Source organism: Arthrobacter sp. NPDC097144 (assembly GCF_044762205.1).
Classification (GTDB): domain Bacteria; phylum Actinomycetota; class Actinomycetes; order Actinomycetales; family Micrococcaceae; genus Arthrobacter_B.
Window position 1 is genome coordinate 219,955 of the sequence record NZ_JBIWDW010000006.1, and the last position, 18,133, is coordinate 238,087.

Annotated in this window: 13 protein-coding genes; 7 read left to right on the plus strand and 6 right to left on the minus strand. The window is 64.8% G+C overall.

The window, feature by feature from the left end; genetic code table 11:
• The first annotated feature begins 1 nt into the window (after position 1).
• Positions 2-1,111, plus strand: a complete 1,110-nt coding sequence (locus ACIQXM_RS15040) for a polyprenyl synthetase family protein (protein WP_400932895.1) — start codon at positions 2-4, stop codon at positions 1,109-1,111.
• A 147-nt stretch (positions 1,112-1,258) separates the two neighbouring features.
• Here the strand turns inward: ACIQXM_RS15040 and ACIQXM_RS15045 are convergent, their stop codons facing one another.
• Positions 1,259-1,612 (minus strand): Rv2175c family DNA-binding protein, encoded by a 354-nt coding sequence (locus tag ACIQXM_RS15045; RefSeq protein ID WP_104054705.1) that lies wholly within the window; start codon positions 1,610-1,612, stop codon positions 1,259-1,261.
• A 219-nt stretch (positions 1,613-1,831) separates the two neighbouring features.
• Between ACIQXM_RS15045 and ACIQXM_RS15050 the strand changes: the two genes are divergently transcribed.
• Positions 1,832-3,163, plus strand: a complete 1,332-nt coding sequence (locus tag ACIQXM_RS15050; protein WP_400932897.1) for a LysM peptidoglycan-binding domain-containing protein — start codon at positions 1,832-1,834, stop codon at positions 3,161-3,163.
• 80 nt (positions 3,164-3,243) lie between these two features.
• Positions 3,244-5,415 (plus strand): PASTA domain-containing protein, encoded by a 2,172-nt coding sequence (locus ACIQXM_RS15055; RefSeq protein WP_400932899.1) that lies wholly within the window; start codon positions 3,244-3,246, stop codon positions 5,413-5,415.
• Positions 5,416-5,590: 175 nt separating this feature from the next.
• Here ACIQXM_RS15055 and ACIQXM_RS15060 read toward each other — a convergent pair whose 3' ends face one another.
• The gene (locus ACIQXM_RS15060) at positions 5,591-6,988 is read right to left on the minus strand and encodes a class II 3-deoxy-7-phosphoheptulonate synthase (RefSeq protein WP_400932901.1); all 1,398 of its coding nucleotides are present in this window, start codon (positions 6,986-6,988) and stop codon (positions 5,591-5,593) included.
• 48 nt (positions 6,989-7,036) lie between these two features.
• Here ACIQXM_RS15060 and ACIQXM_RS15065 point away from each other — a divergent pair, with 48 nt between their 5' ends.
• Positions 7,037-7,465 carry an FAD-binding protein gene (locus ACIQXM_RS15065; RefSeq protein ID WP_400932903.1) on the plus strand — a complete coding sequence of 143 codons (429 nt, stop codon included), beginning with the start codon at positions 7,037-7,039 and terminating at the stop codon, positions 7,463-7,465.
• A gap of 19 nt (positions 7,466-7,484) precedes the next feature.
• Here ACIQXM_RS15065 and ACIQXM_RS15070 read toward each other — a convergent pair whose 3' ends face one another.
• On the minus strand, positions 7,485-8,471 hold the full coding sequence (locus ACIQXM_RS15070) for a lysophospholipid acyltransferase family protein (RefSeq protein WP_400932904.1): 987 nt from the start codon (positions 8,469-8,471) through the stop codon (positions 7,485-7,487).
• Between the two features lie 168 nt (positions 8,472-8,639).
• Between ACIQXM_RS15070 and ACIQXM_RS15075 the strand changes: the two genes are divergently transcribed.
• On the plus strand, positions 8,640-9,401 hold the full coding sequence (locus ACIQXM_RS15075; RefSeq protein WP_400932906.1) for an alpha/beta hydrolase: 762 nt from the start codon (positions 8,640-8,642) through the stop codon (positions 9,399-9,401).
• Positions 9,398-9,994, plus strand: coding sequence for a hypothetical protein (locus ACIQXM_RS15080; protein WP_400932908.1), 597 nt, complete (start codon positions 9,398-9,400; stop codon positions 9,992-9,994). Before ACIQXM_RS15075 ends, ACIQXM_RS15080 begins: the two co-directional genes overlap by 4 nt.
• Positions 9,995-10,001: 7 nt before the next feature.
• Here ACIQXM_RS15080 and ACIQXM_RS15085 read toward each other — a convergent pair whose 3' ends face one another.
• Positions 10,002-10,982: an ROK family glucokinase gene (locus tag ACIQXM_RS15085; RefSeq protein ID WP_400932994.1), complete on the minus strand. Its 981-nt coding sequence runs from the start codon at positions 10,980-10,982 to the stop codon at positions 10,002-10,004.
• A 244-nt stretch (positions 10,983-11,226) separates the two neighbouring features.
• On the opposite strand from ACIQXM_RS15085, the gene ACIQXM_RS15090 reads away from it, so the two are divergent.
• Positions 11,227-13,035, plus strand: a complete 1,809-nt coding sequence (locus ACIQXM_RS15090; protein ID WP_400932910.1) for an AMP-dependent synthetase/ligase — start codon at positions 11,227-11,229, stop codon at positions 13,033-13,035.
• Between the two features lie 63 nt (positions 13,036-13,098).
• Here ACIQXM_RS15090 and ACIQXM_RS15095 read toward each other — a convergent pair whose 3' ends face one another.
• Together ACIQXM_RS15095 and ACIQXM_RS15100 are read right to left on the minus strand one after the other, a co-directional pair.
• A complete protein-coding gene (locus ACIQXM_RS15095) occupies positions 13,099-14,511 on the minus strand; it encodes a mycothione reductase (RefSeq protein ID WP_400932911.1) in 1,413 nt (470 codons plus the stop codon).
• Positions 14,512-14,624: 113 nt separating this feature from the next.
• On the minus strand, positions 14,625-18,029 hold the full coding sequence (locus ACIQXM_RS15100) for a pyruvate carboxylase (RefSeq protein ID WP_400932913.1): 3,405 nt from the start codon (positions 18,027-18,029) through the stop codon (positions 14,625-14,627).
• Positions 18,030-18,133 lie beyond the last annotated feature (104 nt).

The window sequence follows — 18,133 nt, forward strand, 5'->3', positions numbered from 1 at the left end:
CGTGGAAAATACCCTCTCAGCCGCCGAGGCGGCTGCCGCCGAGGAACAGTCCTCCTACCGTGAGCACCTCAGCGCGGAACTCGAAGCCTTCCTGGGTGAGCAGCAGGCCGTTCTCCAGGATGTGTCAGTGGAATCGCTCCCGCTCCTGGACGCCGTGTCATCCCTCGCCCGCGGCGGTAAGCGCCTGCGCGCCCTGTTGAGCTATTGGGGCTGGCGGGGCGCAGGCGGGGCCGAGCTGGGGACCGCTGCCGTGCGGGCAGGAACTGCACTCGAACTGTTCCAAAGCGCTGCCCTGATCCACGATGACATCATCGACCGCTCAGACACCCGCCGGGGCGGGCCCAGCGTCCACCGGCGGTTCAGCACAGCCCACAGCGAGGCCGCCTGGCACCTGGATGGAACCCATTTCGGTTCATCCGCAGCTATCCTTGCCGGCGATTTGTGCTTGTCGCTGAGTGAGGAAATGTTCGCTGCAGTGGGCGCCCAAGCGGCTCACGGCACTCCGGCGCGGCGGATCTTCAACCGCATGCGCACCGAGGTGATGGCCGGGCAGTACCTCGACATCCTCGAGGAAGTGGTGGGCCCCACTCACGAACCCGAGCGCGCCGTCGTCCGCGCCCGGAACATCCTGCGCTACAAGTCCGCCAAATACACCACGGAGCACCCCCTGACCCTGGGAGGTGCCCTTGCAGGAGCATCCGATGAGCTCATGGACTGGTACTCCCGCTTTGCGCTTCCGCTGGGGGAAGCATTCCAGCTCCGCGATGATGTCCTGGGTGTCTTCGGCGACCCCGTGCAGACCGGAAAACCCGCCGGTGACGACCTGCGGGAAGGAAAACGCACCGTTTTGGTCGCCTATGCCCTTGCCCTGGGCGGATCCTCCGCCCAAAAGGTCATTGCGGACAGCCTGGGCCGTGAAGACCTCGACGACGACGGCGTTACCGCGCTGCGTTCCCTGATCGAAGATTCGGGAGCCCTTGCGGCCACTGAAACCCTCATTGAGGGCCATACCCGGGCAGCATTTGACGCACTGGAGCAAATGCCGGTAAACGCCGTCACCCGTGCGGCACTGCACTCGCTCGCACTCGCGGCGGTTAACCGCAAAGCCTGATCAGGGCGGGACGGATCCACTGCCGGCGAAAGCAGCAAAGAAACTCGGCACCGGGCAATAACAAAGCAGCGGCTCCCTTATTAAGGGAACCGCTGCTTTATGCTTTTTCATGCACTTTATGCTTCTACATATTTTCGGTGTTCCGGTTTACCAGCCCAAAGCCTGCGCCCGCCGGCGGATTTCCGTCTTGCGGCCTTCGCGCAGGGCGTCAACAGGGCGCCCGGGCAGGGAATCGTCAGCCGTAAAGAGCCAACGGACCATTTCGACGTCGTTATAGCCGGCGTCGATCAGCACGGAGATTGTCCCCTTCAGGCTGTCCAGGACAGCGCCGTCGTCAATGAACGCGGCGGGAATACTGCGGATTTTCCGGTCTCCAAGCCGTACGGCCACCAGCGCACGCTCTTCGAGCATGCTGTGCACCTTGGTAATGGATACGTTAAGTTTTTCAGCCACATCGGGCAGGGTCAGCCAGTCGGAAACTAGTTCCTCAAGTTCAGTCACTCCCCTAGGTTCCCATGAGAACCCGCTCCCGGGCCAGTTTCGGGTTCATTGCGGTGCTGAAACCGTAAATGTCATCTACTCAGGTACTGATAGGCGCCTACGTAGTGTAAATTCGCTTACGTCACCGGAGTCACTCCTGTCACACTCGCACCACCACTAAACAATTGTCCCGGAGTTGCGGTAAAGCCGCGCCGTCCACAGATGAGGAAATAGCCCTTTATGACTGCACAGGCGATTCAGGGAAGCACTTCCCAGCGTTTTATCCCGCGGGGAATGCCCCGGAAGCTGAGTGTTGCCGTGACAGCGGCTGCCATTCCCGCTTTCCTACTGTCGGCACTCGCGCTCGCCGACCCGGCGCATGCAGCTCCCGCGGGCAACCGCACAGCCGCTTTTGTGCAAATGCCGGCACAGGCTCCCCAGAAGGCAGCCACAGTTGTTATCCCGTCGCAGGTGACCGCTCAGATTCCGGTCACCGTCACCGCCGAAACAAGCGTGCCCGCAACGCACCGGATCGAGGCCGGAGACACCGTCAGCTCCATTGCCGCCCGCTACGGACTGTCCCAGGATGAAGTCCTGAGCGCAAACAACCTCCAGGCGACCTCGTTGATCTTTGCCGGTGAAGAGCTGCGCCTGACCGGCTCCCCTTCCGCCGCGCCCGCAGCCCCTGCCGCTTCCGCTTCCGCTGCCTCCGGCTACACAGTGGTGGCCGGCGATACGCTTGGCGGCATCGCCGCTGCTCAGGGTGTCAGTTTGGACAGCGTCCTGGCCGCCAACGGCCTGACGATGACCTCCGTCATCCACCCCGGCCAGCAGATCTCGCTTTCCGGCGGTTCCGCTCCTTCAGCTGCACCGGTTTCCGCCGCTCCCGCAGCAAACCATACGGTTAAGCCCGGTGACACCCTGACGGGGATCGCAGCCAGCCACAACATTGGCCTCGCCGAGCTCATGTCCGCCAACGGCATGAACGGCAGCACCGTCCTGCACCCGGGCGACGTGGTTGTTCTTTCCGGCGGCGCGTCCGTGACGACACTTGCCTACGCACCCGCGGAAGCAGCCCCGGCAGATCTGGTCCCCAGCACGTTCCTGCACTACACCTACCCGGACGCAGTGGTTGCCGACGCCAACGTCAATAAGCAGTCACTGAACAATTCCGCCGTTCCGGACCGTGCGGAAATGCAGCAGATTGTCGCGCAGACAGCGGCGGAAATGGGTGTTGATCCAGCCCTGGCTCTGGCGTTCTCCTACCAGGAATCAGGCTTCGACCAGCGAGCGGTGTCCCCCGCCAACGCCATCGGAGCCATGCAGGTCATCCCCAGCTCCGGCGACTGGGCTTCAGACCTCGTGGGCCGCGACTTGAACCTGTTGGATCCGTATGACAACGCCACCGCGGGCGTAGCCATCATCAGCTCGCTGATGAGGACAACCGGCAGCCTTGAAGATGCTGTGGCTTCCTACTACCAGGGCCAGTACTCGGTGGACACGCACGGCATGTTCCCTGACACCCGCAACTACGTCGCCTCCGTCCTGGCACACCGCCAGTCCTTCTCCTAACTGCAGCAGCCGCAAGCAGGGCAGGGTCCGGATCGGGTGTCGATCCGGACCCTGCCCTTTTGCACACGTAGGATCGTAGAGTGCATGAAACCGTGAATGACCCCTTAGTTGGCACCGTAGTGGATGAGCGCTACCAGGTGCTTTCCCGTATTGCCCGCGGCGGAATGTCCACGGTCTATCTGGCCACCGACCTGCGGCTGGACCGCAACGTTGCGCTGAAGGTGCTGTATCCGCATCTGGCCGCCGACCCGGGTTTCCTGGACCGTTTTGAGCGGGAGGCCAAGTCCGCCGCCCGCCTTTCGCACCCGCACGTCGTCGGCGTCCTCGATCAGGGTTTCGAGGAAAACCTGGCCTATCTGGTGATGGAATACGTGCCCGGCAAGACCCTGCGCGAGCTGCTGGAGACGCGGACCAGATTGTCCCCCCGGCTCGCCCTGGCCCTGCTCGACGCCGTTGTGGACGGCCTGGCGGCAGCACACGACGCCGGGCTGGTCCACCGTGACGTTAAACCCGAAAACGTCCTGCTCGCGGACAACGGCAGCATCAAAATTGCTGACTTTGGCTTGGCCCGCGCTGTCTCCACGAGCACCAACACCGGCACGCTGGTGGGAACCGTTGCCTATCTCGCCCCTGAACTGGTGACCGGCAGCGGAGGGGACAAGCGCAGCGACGTGTATTCGGCCGGGATCATGCTCTACGAGATGCTTACCGGCAAGCAGCCCTTCACGGGCACGGCTCCCATCCAGATTGCATTCCAACACGTCCATTCCACCGTTCCGGCGCCTTCCCGGGCCTGTCCGGGGCTGGCTGCCGATCTGGACGAACTGGTCCAATGGTGCACGGCTGCGGATCCTGACAACCGCCCCGTGGACGGCAGGGCCCTCCTGGGCGAACTCCGCCACATCCGCACGTCCCTCAGCGATGAGGAACTCGACTACCATTTTTCCGCCCCCGTTGGACAGCCTCTCCCGCCGGAGCGCCGTCCGTCAGTTTCCGCGGAAGCCGCGGGATCGCCCGAGACAGAGACCGTCGCCCTTCCGAGGCCGCCGGCCGGTTCCACCGAGGTCATCTCACCGTCAGGCGCAGTGCCCGGTCCCGGTTACCCCACCGAGGTTATCCGCCGCACTGACAACGCCACTGCGGTGTTTCCCGCCGGCGGGGCAGTCCCGGCTACCGGGCGCCTTGCCGGAGCGGGGCAGGAGAACGACTATGAGGCCGTTGATCCGGCCGAGGACACTTCGGCCGGCTCCCGGACCGGAACCATTGCCCAGCGGCGGCAGGACCGCAGGGATGCCAAAGCATTCCAGCGGCAAAGCAGCAAAGAAGCACACCGCCCCGAAGTTTCACTGCGCCCCGGACGGCCGCGCAGGCGCGGTGCGCTCCTGGTGGTGCTGGCAGTTTTGCTCATTGCCGCCGCCGTGTTCACCGGATGGTTCTTTGGCCGCGGCCCCGGCGCCGTGGTCTCCGTTCCGGACGTCGCCAATGTCTCCCAGGAGGCAGCCGGTGCCCTGCTCAGCGGAGAAGGGCTGCAGTACTCCACCAGCGAAGTGCACGACGAAATTGTTGCCGCGGGCCTCGCCGTGGGAACGGATCCCGATGCACCGGCTGAAATCCGGCGCTACAAGCCCGTGACCCTGCTCATCAGCAAAGGACCCGAACTCTTCGAGGTCCCCAATGTCGTCTCCCGCACGGCGGAGGCTGCCCGGAAGAACATTACGGATGCCGGTCTTGCCGTGGGAGCGGTTACCGAGGAATACAGCGAGAGCGTTGACGCAGGAAAAATCATCAGCCAGTTTCCGGCAGCGGATACCCAGCTGCGGCGCGACACACCTGTGAATCTGGTCCTCAGCCTCGGCCCGGCTCCGGTGCAGGTTCCGTCAGTTGTCGGCAAGACCAAGGACGAGGCAGAGCGGCTCATCAAAGAGGCCGGGCTGACCGCAAAGGTACTTCCGGACCGAATCAACAGCAGCGACATCCCGGACGGGTCCGTTGCCGTCCAGGCTCCCGGCCCTCAACTGGTGGACCGCGGCTCAACAGTGACGCTGACCCTGTCCAAGGGACCGGTGATGGTGGCTGTCCCCAATGTGGTGCGCCAGTCCCCCGAAGATGCACAGGCGCAGCTGGAACGCCTTGGTTTCCGGGTCCAGATCAATGAACTGCTGGGCGGCCTGCTGGGCATCGTCCAGTCGCAGGATCCCAGCGGCGGTTCCATGGCACCGGAAGGATCCCTGATCACGCTGCGCGTTGTCTAGCTGACTGTTCCGCGGACCCGCGCCCCGGTTTGCGGACTCACTCCGGGAAGTAACATCCCCCGGAAAGCAACGTCTCCGGAAAGCACTGAAGGTGCACACCCTGCAGGGTGTGCACCTTCAGTGCTTGGCTGGCTGTATCTGTCGGTATGTCAGGATGCCGGTCCCGGGGCTGGCTTTACTCCCCCCGGCGGGAAAGCGCTCCGGCCACCAGGAAGGCCATTTCCAGGGACTGCATGTGGTTCAGGCGCGGATCGCAAACCGATTCGTACCCTTCCAGGAATGCTTCCTGGTCAATCGGATCGGCTCCGCCCAAGCACTCGGCGACGTCGTCTCCGGTCATTTCCACGTGCAGCCCGCCAGGGAAAGTGCCCAGCGAGTCATGGACTTCAAAGAAGCCGCGGACTTCATCCATGACGTCGTCGAAGTTCCGGGTCTTGTAACCGTTGGGTGAGGTGACGGTGTTGCCGTGCATCGGGTCCGTCACCCACAGAACCTGGGCGCCGGAAGCGGTGACCCGCTCCACCAGCGGCGGCAGCTTCTCGCGGATATTCTGCGCGCCCATCCGCGTGATGAAAGTAAGGCGTCCCGGCTCTCGGTTGGGATCCAGCTTGTCGATCAGGGCCAGGGCGTCTTCGGGCTTGGTGGTGGGGCCCAGCTTCACGCCGATGGGGTTGCGGACCTTGGAGAGGAATTCCACGTGTGCGGAATCCAGGTCCCGGGTCCGTTCACCGATCCAGAGGAAGTGTGCAGACGTGTCATACGGAAGCCCGGTGCGGGAGTCGATCCGGGTCAGGGCCCGCTCGTAATCCAGCAGCAGTGCCTCATGGCTGGCGAAGAACTCCACCCGCTTCAGCGCCTCAAAGTCGGTTCCGCAGGCATCCATGAAACGGACGGCACGGTCGATTTCGCGGGCCAGTGATTCATAACGCGAGTGGGCCGGGTTGGAGGTGAATCCCTTGTTCCAGTGATGCACGAGCCGGAGGTCCGCAAAACCTCCCTGGGTGAAGGCGCGGATCAGGTTCAGGGTGGATGCGGACGTGTGGTAGGCGCGGACCATCCGTGCCGGGTTGTGCTCCCGTGACTCGGGGGTGAACTCATAGCCGTTCACCATGTCGCCGCGGTAGGCCGGGAGGGTCTGTCCTTCCCGGGTCTCCTCATTGGAGGAACGCGGCTTGGCAAACTGTCCCGCCATGCGGCCCATCTTGATGACGGGCAGGGATGCGCCGTAGGTGAGGACAACCGCCATCTGAAGGATGGTCTTCACACGCGAACTGATCTTGTCCGCAGTGGCGTCCTCAAAGGTTTCCGCGCAGTCTCCGCCCTGCAGGAGGAAGGCCTTTCCCTGGGCAGCTGCGGCCAGCCGGCTGCGGAGGATGTCCACTTCACCGGCAAATACCAGCGGAGGTACAGCGGACAGCTCGGCTACAGCGGCCTGATAACCCGGGTGCTCCCGCCACGTGGGCTGCTGCGCGATCGGCAGCGCCCGCCAGTCATCGAGGCCGGGATAATCCGCCGCGCCTTTCCGTGCAGCGGAAGATGAATCTAGTGCGATATCAACTGGAGTGTATGTCACGCCTTTAAGGGTACTGTCTGGAGCCCGCGGAGGCAGAAGCCGCCGGGTGTGAGACGTAACGTGGAGCGGCTTGACCGCAACACAGCAGGGTACGGAGCTGCACTCGCCGAATACAACCGGCATGCTGCAAGGGGCGAGGACCCCTATTTTCATAAGGACAAACGCTGGCTGCGGACGCTGGAGGCTCCTTTTGCGGCGATCGACGTCAGCCGCGGCATGAGCTCACCCGATCTGGGGGCGTCCCGGGGCGGGGCTAAAATCTTCACCCTCGGCGGCCTGAAAACCGGCAATGACGGGGAGGTTCTGCATGTGTCCGGCGCGCCGATACCCGGGCTGTATGCGGCCGGGCGGGCCGCTTCGGGACTGCACGGCCTGGGATACATCAGCGGCACATCCCTGGGCGACGGGACCTTCTTTGGCCGCCGTGCCGGCGCTGCTGCGGCCGCCGGGACACCCGTCGGCTCACCGGTTCACTGAGGCCGCGAACGCACCGGAACTAGGCGCTGTGGGGCTCGGTGTCTTCGGGTTCGACGCCGGCCGTGCCGGTGTCCGCCCGCGGCGCCTTCCGGCGCCCGATGGTGGTGACGGTTCCGGGTTTGCGGTGTGATCTGCGGCTGGTGGAGGAAGGCTCCGCCTGATCTTCCACGGGAGCAGAGTCTTTTCCCGACGCCTGCTCGGCGGGCCGGGCGCGGCCGCCGGGCCGGGTTGCCTGTCCGGCATCGTCACCGGCGGCGGGCACAGCCCCGGAATCCGAAAGGCGCACCGCGGCGCTGCGGGCCTCCGCCCCCTTGGACACCTTGCGGGCGGCTGCCTGCTTTTCTTTCATCGTGCTCGCGTACACATCCACGTATTCCTGGCCGGAAAGGCGCATGAGCTCATACATGATTTCATCGGTCACCGAACGCTGGATAAACCGGTCATTCTCCATGCCGGCATAGCGGGAGAAGTCCAGCGGCTCGCCAACGATGATTCCGATCCGGCGGATATTGGGAATCCTGCGGCCGATCGGCTGAACCTTGTCCGTTCCGATCATGGCAACGGGAATTACCGGGACGCCGGTCTTGAGCACCAGCTTGGCCACCCCGGTCTTGCCCCGGTACAGCCGGCCGTCGGGGCTGCGGGTTCCCTCGGGATAAATGCCCAGGAGTCCGCCGTTTTCCAGCACGTCCACGCCTGCGCTCAGGGAGTTTGCCGAAGCTGCGCCGCCGGAACGGTCCATCGGCAGCTGGTTGGTGAGCCGGAAGAAAGCTGCGGTGAGCTTGCCCTTGAGGCCTTTGCCGGTGAAGTACTCGGACTTGGCCAGGAAGCTTACGGGACGGGGCACCGCCAGCGGCAGGAAGATCGAGTCGGAAAAGGACAAGTGGTTGCTCACCAGAACAGCCGGACCAGTTTCCGGCACGTTGTTCATGCCTTTGACCCAGGGCCGGAAGAGCAGATTGACCACCGGCCCGATGAAAATGGTCTTCATCACCCAATAGAACACGTAAGCCAGCTCTCCCGTCCGGACAAAACAAATCAGGGACCCGGTTTGGTGTCCCCTTCTACTACTCTATGCGCCCGCTTGCCCGCACCGAATTTCGGCGCTCGGAAGCGGCGCGGCTTTGGGACCTGCAGGGGTGGAAAAGGCCCCTATCAATGCAACTATAGAGATATGACTTCCCCACCGGGCGCAGCCGCCTTCTCCAGCGACGGACACGGTGCAAACGCCGCAACCGGAGTTCTCCTGAGCCATGGATTCACCGGCTCGCCCGTAAGCCTCGCGGCATGGGCCCAGCACCTGTCAGACCAGGGATATGCCGTGAGCCTTCCCCTTCTGCCAGGACACGGCACCACCTGGCAGGAGTTGGCCCGCACCCCCTGGGAGCTCTGGTATGACGCGTACGACGCGGCGTATTCGGAGCTGGCCGCGCGGACGGACCGAGTGGTTGCGGCAGGACTGTCCATGGGCGGAACCCTTGCCCTGCGCCTGGCCGCGCACCGCCCGGTGGCCGGCGTCGCCGTCGTCAATCCCGGTCTCACCATCGATGATCCCAGGGCGCGCTACTCCGGCCTGCTGAAGTATGTCCTGCGGTCGGTGCCGGCGATCGGCAACAACATCAAGCTCGAAGGCCGGGACGAAGGCGCCTACCTGCGGACTCCGGTGGGCGGCGTCCACCAGCTGATGAGGCTGTTCAAGGACACCACGGCAGCGCTGCCCCGCATCAGCGCGCCGGTGATGGTGTTCCGGTCCACGGTGGACACGGTGGTCCCGGAGTCCAGCATGGATGTCCTGCGCCGGCATCTGGTCAGCGAGCTGGAGGTAGTGCCCTTGGAAAACAGCTACCATGTGGCCACTATGGACCATGATGCTCCCTTGATTTTTGACCGTTCCCACCAGTTCATCCAAAGAATCAGCGCAGGTGCTGCAGCATGAAAGAACGTGAACCGGAACGCAATGAGTCCACCGACGACGCGGTCTGGCTGGAGCTCGTCTCCCGCCTGCAGAATATGCCGGCCGATGAGACCCATGGCGGCAGGGACACACCGCCGGCGCCCGGGGCTGCCGGGGCGGCGGACACCGGCACCGGCCCAACAGCGGATCCTGCCGGCAACCCGGCAGAACCGATTCCCCCGGGCGACGCGCAGGCTGCCGGTCCGCGCCCTGCCGACACCCCTCCGCCGGCCGGCCGCTCTGCAGCGGAGCGGACCCGCGCCATCTTCGACAACCAGCCGTTTCGGGCGGCACCGCCGCGCGGGCCCCGGGACTATGACGAACCTCAGGAGCTGGAATCCGAAGGCGAGTTCGTGCCGCCGGATCCCCCTCCCTTCAGCACGGGCGAACCGCTGGTGCTGCTTGCCTGGCTGGGAGCGGTGGGCGGCCCGATCCTGCTGCTGTTGTTTGCCATGTTTTGGCGCAGCGCCCCCCTGGCCGTCTTTGCGGGAGTGGTTGCCGTGTTCGTGGCGTCGGCGGGCTACCTGCTCTTCCGGCTCCCGTCCCACCACGACGACGACGGCGCCGCCGTTTAGCTGCCCGTCAGCGCCGGGCAGCTATGCGGGACAGGTCCGCGGCACCGATCATTCCGGCCGCCGGACCCAGTTCCGCGAGTTCAAGCCGGGCCGCCGGGCGGAAGCCCCTGCCGGTCAGGTTGCGGGCAAAGGAGCGCCGTGCCGGTTCGAGCAGCAGATCCCCGGCTGCACTGAGTCCGCCGCCCACTACGAACATGCCGGGGTCCAGGGCAGCGGCCAGGTTGGCCAGCCCCAGGCCGAGCCACTGGCCCACTTCTTCCAGCAGCTCGATGCAGGCCTGATCGCCGTCGAGCGCCATTCCGGTCACAACCGCACCGGTGATCGCGCTGATGTCTCCGTCCACGGCCCGCAGGATTTCCTGGGCCACGGGTGAGTTGGCGGCGGCCAGCTCCCGGGCTTCCCGGCCCAGCGCATTGCCGGACGCATACTGCTCCCAGCAGCCGCGGTTTCCGCACTCGCAGCGCTGGCCGCCGGGCATGATGATCTGGTGGCCGAACTCACCGGCCACGCCAAACCTGCCGCGCTCCAGCCGGCCATCCATAACCATGGCTCCGCCGATTCCGGTGCCCAGGGTAACGCAGACCATCCGGCTCTGGCCCATGCCGGATCCGAAGCGCCACTCAGCCCAGGCCGCGCCGTCGGCATCATTGACCAGGTAGACGCGCCGCCGCAGCAGCCGTTCCAGGTTTTCTCGCAGCGGCTCGTTGCGCCACGCCAAATGGGGGCTGAAAAGCACCGTGCTGCCGGCAAGGTCCATCCAGCCGGCAGCGCCAATGCCCACGGACCACACATGGTGGTTGGCGGAAAGCTCGTCCACCAGGTCCACGATCACGGATTCCACTTCGCGCGGATCCTGCCCGGGGGTGGAGCGCCGGGCCTCGGCGAGAACCCTGCCGTCGCCGTCGATCAGTCCGGCGGCAACCTTGGTGCCGCCAATGTCGATCCCGATGGCCAGCCCGCGCCTCCGCATCCGGTTGGGCAGCCGCATCGGGCGCCGCGCAGGGAAGGGCTCAATGGCGCGGCGCTGCCAAGGAATCGGAGAGGAACGGGGAACGGGCGCTGGGGTTACGGGACGCATCAACCAACCATTCTATTCACCGGCCGCCCCCGCCGCGAAAGCGTTATTGCTTCGAGAAGCTACCCGTCAGTATTTTATGTGATCCACGTTATAGGCTGTCGGGTAATGTCTGCGCCGAACGTCCGCGGGGCAGCCGGATATCAAAGGAGCTATCGTGCGTGAATACAGTGTGCCGCCTCTGGTGGAATCGCCACTGCAAAGCAACACTACAGACCTGTTGCTGGAACAGGCAGGCAAAGCCTCCAATCCGGCACTGTTCTCGGTCCGGGACGCGAACGGCATCTGGCAGCCCATCACCGCCACGGAGTTCCTCGCAGACGTCCGGCGGCTGGCCAAGGGCTTTATTGCCGCCGGCATCCAGGCCGGCGACCGGGTGGGCCTGATGGCCCGCACCCGGTATGAGTGGACGCTCGTTGACTTTGCCCTGTGGTATGCCGGCGCCGTGTCGGTCCCCATCTACGAGACGTCCTCTCCGTCGCAGGTGGCCTGGATCCTCAGCGACTCCGGTGCAGTGGCCGTGGTGGTTGAATCCGCCCGTCACGAAAACGTGGTCCGGCAAGCCGCAGCTGACGAGGACCTGGCAGCGGTAACCAGCGTCTGGCAGCTGGATGCCTCCGGCCTTGATGAACTTCGGACCTCAGGATCCCCGGTGTCCGACGACGAACTCGAAACCCGCCGTTCCAAAGCCGGGCTGGATGACCTTGCCACCATCATCTACACCTCAGGAACCACCGGCCGGCCCAAGGGCTGCGAACTGACGCACGGCAACTTCGTGAACCTGTCCCGCAACGCCGCGGCGGCGCAGCCCGAAGTGTGCCGCGAAGGTGCCCAGACCATCATGTTCCTGCCGCTGGCCCATGTGTATGCGCGCTTCATTTCCATCCTCTGCATCGCATCGGGCGCCACCGTGGCGCACACCGCCGATGTCAAGAACCTCCTGCCGGATTTGCAGAGCTTCAAGCCCTCCTTCATCCTGGTGGTCCCCCGGGTCTTCGAAAAGGTCTACAACAGCTCCATGCTCAAGGCCGAGGACGGCGGCAAGGGAAAGATCTTCCACGCCGGCGCCGCCACAGCCATTGCCTGGTCCCGGGCCAAGGAAACCGGAAAGATCCCGCTGGGGCTGAAAATCAAGCATGCGGTCTTCGACAAGCTGCTCTATGCCAAGATCCGGGATGCCATGGGCGGCCGCGTGCAGTACGCAATTTCCGGCGGTGCTCCCCTGGGTGACCGGCTGGGTCATTTCTTCCGCGGCGTGGGTGTCCTGGTCCTTGAAGGCTACGGGCTGACGGAAACCACCGCTCCGATCACCAGCAGCACCCCGAAGCGGGTTCGGATTGGTTCCGTGGGCACTCCGCTGCCGGGCAATGCGGTAAAGATTGCCGACGACGGCGAGATCCTCGCCAAAGGCTTCAGCGTCATGAAGGGCTATTACAACCGTCCGGACCTGACAGCTGAGAACTTTACCGACGGCTGGTTCCGGACCGGCGACATCGGACAGCTGGACGAGGACGGCTTCCTGAAGATCACCGGACGGAAAAAGGAAATCATTGTCACGGCCAGCGGCAAGAACGTGGTGCCGGCGGTCCTGGAGGACAGCATCCGCGCTGACGCCATCGTCTCCCAGTGCGTGGTGGTGGGCGACCAGCGCCCCTTCATCTCGGCACTGGTGACACTGGATGAGGAAGCCCTTCCCGGCTGGCTGGAGCGCCATAAGCTGCCGGCCGGCATGACAGTGGCCGAGGCGGCCGAAACGGAGCAGCTGCAGAGCGAGATCCAGGCCCTGGTGGACCGTGCCAACAAGCATGTGTCCAAGGCCGAAGCCATCAAGGTGTTCCGCGTGGTTCCCACCGACTTCACGGAAGCCAGCGGCCATCTCACGCCGTCCATGAAGATCAAGCGCGCCCAGGTCCTTCGGGACTTCTCCGCCGTGGTGGACAGCATCTACAGCGGACAGAAGGTCTAGCTTCACCTGCCGCTGCAAAAAGGCCGGTCCGGGATTACCGGGCCGGCCTTTCTGCGTCCGCCGCTAGCTGCCAGCCCCGGTCTTCAGCGAGAGCAGCGCGTTCTCCACAACCTCGGTCAGTGCCGGGTGGATCCAGTACTGGCCGGACGCCATGGACTGCGCGTCCAGCCCAAAGGACATGGCCTGGATCAGCGGCTGGATCAACATGGAGGCCTCGTGGCCCATGATGTGGGCGCCCAGGAGCTTTCCGCTCTCCTTTTCGGCCAACAGCTTCACAAAACCGGTGTTGTCTTCCATGGCCCACCCATAGGCGGTGGATCCGTATTCCTGAACCGCCAGGGCCAATTCCACGCCCCGCGCCTCCGTGTCCGCGCAGGCCTCTTCCTCCGTCATCCCCACCGACGCAATCTGCGGGCTGCTGAAAACAGCGGAGGGAACGTACCGGTGGTCACTGGCACGAAGATCTTCCGGGTGCACCAAATTGTGGGCCACCACGCGGGCCTCATGGTTGGCCACGTGCTTGAGCTGGAAATCGCTGCTGACATCTCCCAGTCCCCACACACCGCTCACCGGCTTGCCGTCCTTCAGCACCCGCTGGAACTTGTCCACGGCCAGCCGTCCGTCGGGATGCAGGTCAAAACCCGCGGCGCTGACGTCGAGGCGGTCGGTATTGGGCACCCGGCCGGTCGCAGCAAGCACCAGGTCCACGTCGAGTTCGCTTGGCCCCTGCGGCCCGTCCAGGCTGACACGAACGGAACCGTCGGCGTTTTCCGCGAGAGACTTCACCTGCGTGTTCAGCCGGACGTCCCAGTTCTTGGAGGCTTCCCGGGTGTAACGCTCCGCCACGGTCTCATCCAGTGCGCGCAGCAGGGTGCCGGAACGTGCGGCCATCGTGACTTTCGCGCCGAAGGCGGAGAACACAAAACCGAATTCGGCCGCAATGTAGCCGCCGCCGATAACCAGGATGCGTTCAGGCAGATCGGGGATGCGCATTACGGTGTCCGAGGTGTGTACCTGCGGCAGGTCCATGCCGGGGATGTCGGGCAGCACCGGGCGGGAACCTGCGGCCACAACAATCTGGTCCGCGGTAATCCGCTGGCCGTCCTCGGTCTCCAGGGCATGTTCGCTGACAAACCGCACCCGGTTTTCATACAGGGTGACGTTGTCCAGTTCCTCCGCGCGGTAGTTCCGCCCGCCCCGGGAGATGGAATCGATGCGGGTGAAGATGCGGTCGCGGATGTCCCGCCAGTGCACTTTGTCCAGGGTCACGTCCACGCCCAGGCGGGTGGCGTCCGATCCGGCCGCTGCCAGCTGCGCCGGATAGACGAACATCTTCGTCGGGATGCACCCCACGTTCAGGCAGGTGCCCCCGAAAACACCGCCGTCGATGATGGCAACCTTCTTGCCGTCCCAATCCGGAGTGATGAGTGAATTGCCGGAGCCCGAGCCAATGATGGCCAAATCAAAGTGAGTCACCCTTCCAGTCTAGGACCGCGCAAAGGCCCCGGCATCCGACGTGCGGATTCCGGGGCCTTTGCGGGGGACCGGATTTGCAGCCTGGGCGGCTGCACCCGGCCCGCAGGCTGCGCCTAGTCTTTCTGGGGGTCGATCACCACGAGCAGATCCCCGCCCTGTACCTGTTCAACGGTGGATATCGCCAGCCGGGAGACGGTACCTGAAACGGGCGCCGTGATGGAGGCTTCCATCTTCATGGCCTCGATGGTGGCCACCGTTTGTCCGGCCGTGACCGAATCGCCGTCCCTGACCGTAATGGTCACCGCACCGGCGAACGGAGCCGCCACGTGTCCGGCGTTCGCCGGATCCGCCTGCTCGGCAACCTTGACCGAGGACTGCACATTGCGGTCGCGGACCAGCACGGTCCGCATTTGGCCGTTGAGGGTGGTCATGACGGAGCGCATGCCTCTTTCATCGGGCTCGCTCACTGCTTCAAGGGTGGCAATCAGCCGCACGCCCTTCTCCAGTTCGACCACGTGCTCGGAGCCGCGCTGCAGCCCGTAGAGGTAGTCGCGCGTGTCAAGGACCGAGACGTCGCCGTACGTTTCGCGCACCATGGCGAATTCCTTGGCCGGCCCGGGGAACAGGAGGCGGTTCAGGGTTTCGCGGCGTGTGGACGAGTCTCCGGCCAGACCGTCCCGGTCAACCTCGGTGAGTTCGACGTCGCGCACCTTCACGGTGCGTCCCTGCAGGGCCTTGGTCCGGAAAGGCTCGGGCCATCCGCCGGGCGGGTTTCCGAGCTCGCCGCTGAGGAAGCCGATGACGGAATCGGGGATGTCGTAGTTCTGCGGATTCTCTTCGAAGTCCGCCGGTGAGACCTTGGTGCCCACAAGCGCCAGGGCGAGATCTCCCACCACCTTGGACGACGGCGTGACCTTGACCAGGCGGCCCAGGATTCGGTCCGCCGCTGTGTACATGTCCTCAATGGCTTCGAACTTCTCGCCCAGGCCCAGGGCAATGGCCTGCTGCCTGAGGTTGGAGAGCTGTCCGCCGGGGATCTCATGCTGGTAGACCCGTCCGGTGGGTCCGGCCAGGCCGGATTCGAACGGTGCGTAGACACGGCGCACCGCCTCCCAGTACGGCTCAAGCGAGCTGACGGCCTCCAGGCTGAGCCCGGTGTCGCGGTCCGTGTGCGCCAGCGCGGCCACAAGGGACGACGCCGAAGGCTGGCTGGTGGTGCCTGCCAGCGGGGCGCTGGCAACGTCGACGACGTCCACACCAACGTTGGCTGCGGCGAGGAGCGTGGCCAGCTGGCCGCCGGCGGTGTCATGCGTGTGCAGGTGCACGGGCAGGTCGAACCGTTCCCGCAGTGCGGCCACCAACTTGGCGGCGGCAGCGGGCCGCAGCAGTCCGGCCATGTCCTTGATCGCCAGGATGTGGGCCCCGGCGTCGACCATCTGCTGGGCGAGGTTCAGGTAGTAGTCCAGCGTGTAGAGCTTTTCTTCCGGGTTCAGCATGTCAGCCGTGTAGCACAGCGCGACTTCGGCCACTGCAGTTCCGGTGGCGCGTACGGCGCGGATGGCCGGTTCCATCTGCTCGACGTCGTTCAGCGCGTCGAAGATACGGAAGATGTCGACGCCGGCGTCGGTCGCCTCCTGCACAAAGGCTTCGGTTACCTCCGCCGGGTACGGGGTGTAACCCACGGTGTTGCGCCCGCGCAGCAGCATCTGGATGCAGATGTTGGGCAGCGCCCGGCGCAGCGAGTCAAGCCGCTCCCAGGGATCTTCACCAAGGAACCGCAGTGCGACGTCATACGTGGCTCCGCCCCAGGCCTCGACCGAAAGCAGTTCGGGGGTCAGGGCCGCCACGGCCGGTGCAGCCACCAGCAGGTCACGCGTGCGGACCCGGGTTGCCAGCAGCGACTGGTGTGCGTCCCGGAAGGTGGTGTCGGTGACGGCCAGCGCCTGCTGGGCGCGGAGCTCGGCAGCGAAACCAACCGGCCCCAGTTCCTGCAGCCGCTGCCGGGAGCCTGGGCGGACTTCGGGCAGGTCCGAGGGCAGTTTGTCCGCCGGGTCAATGTGGACGGGCAGCTCGCCGTTCGGCTTGTTCACCGTGGTATCCGCCAGCCAGTTCAGCAGCCGTGAACCGCGGTCCGCGGAACCACGGGCGTTGAGCAGTTCGGGGCGCTCCTCGATGAAGGAGGTCGCTACGTCCCCGGCAATAAAGTCCGGATCGTCCAGGACAGCCTGGAGGAAGGAAATGTTGGTGGAGACTCCGCGGATGCGGAATTCGGCCAGCGCACGACGGGCACGGTTGACGGCAGCGGGGTAGTTGCGGCCGCGGCAGGTCAGCTTAACCAGCATGGAATCAAAGTGCGGGCTGATGTCGGCGCCGGCGTACACCGTACCGCCGTCGAGCCGCACACCGGCTCCGCCGGCGGAGCGGTAGCCGCTGATCTTTCCGACGTCCGGACGGAATCCGTTGGACGGGTCTTCCGTGGTGATGCGGCACTGCAGCGCGGCTCCGCGCACCCGCAGCTCATCCTGCTTCAGGCCCAGGTCATCGAGGCTTTCACCGGCCGCGATGCGTAGCTGCGACTGCACCAGGTCCACGTCGGTGATTTCCTCGGTGACCGTGTGCTCCACCTGGATGCGCGGGTTCATCTCAATAAAGACGTGCTGTCCGGCGCGCTCCCCCACGGTGTCCACGAGGAACTCCACTGTGCCGGCGTTCTCGTACTTCAGGGCCTTGGCGAATTTGACGGCGTCCCGGTACAGGGCCTGCCGGATGCTCTCGTCCAGATTGGGGGCCGGAGCAATTTCAATGACCTTCTGGTGGCGGCGCTGCAGCGAGCAGTCACGCTCAAACAGGTGGATGACATTACCCTGGCCGTCAGCCAGGATCTGCACCTCAATATGACGGGGCCGGAGAACTGCCTGTTCCAGGAAGACAGTGGGATCACCGAAGGCGGTGTCAGCTTCACGCATGGCGGCGTTTAGTGCCTCGGGAAGTTCCCTGGCCGTGTCTACCCGGCGCATGCCGCGGCCGCCGCCGCCGGCTACAGCCTTGACGAAAATGGGGAAACCAATCTCCTCTGCCTCGCGGAGCAGCTGCTCCGCGTCCGAACTCGGCTGGGTGGAGCGCAGCACCGGAATGCCGGCCTCCCTGGCAGCGTTGATGGCATGCACCTTGTGGCCCGCCAGTTCGAGGATGTCCGCTGCGGGGCCCACAAAGGTGATACCCGCTTCTTTGGCTGCCCGCGCCAGCTGCGGATTCTCCGAAAGGAAGCCGTAACCCGGGTAGATCGCGTCGCAGCCTGATTCCTTCGCGACACGGATGATCTCATCGACGTCCAGGTAGGCGCGGACAGGGTGGCCTTCCTCGCCGATCAGATACGCCTCGTCAGCCTTCTGGCGGTGAATGGAGTTGCGGTCCTCGTGCGGGAACACTGCAACCGTTTTTGCACCCAGCTCATAGGCGGCACGGAAGGCACGGATGGCGATTTCTCCGCGGTTGGCTACCAGTATCTTCGAGAACATTGCTCTCCTGCATCGTTGCGGGGCGGGGGCAGCAGCATCTTGCCGCCCTCGTCGGATTCTAGTTCAGACTATATTCGTTGCAGGCACCTTGGGAGTCCTGTCTC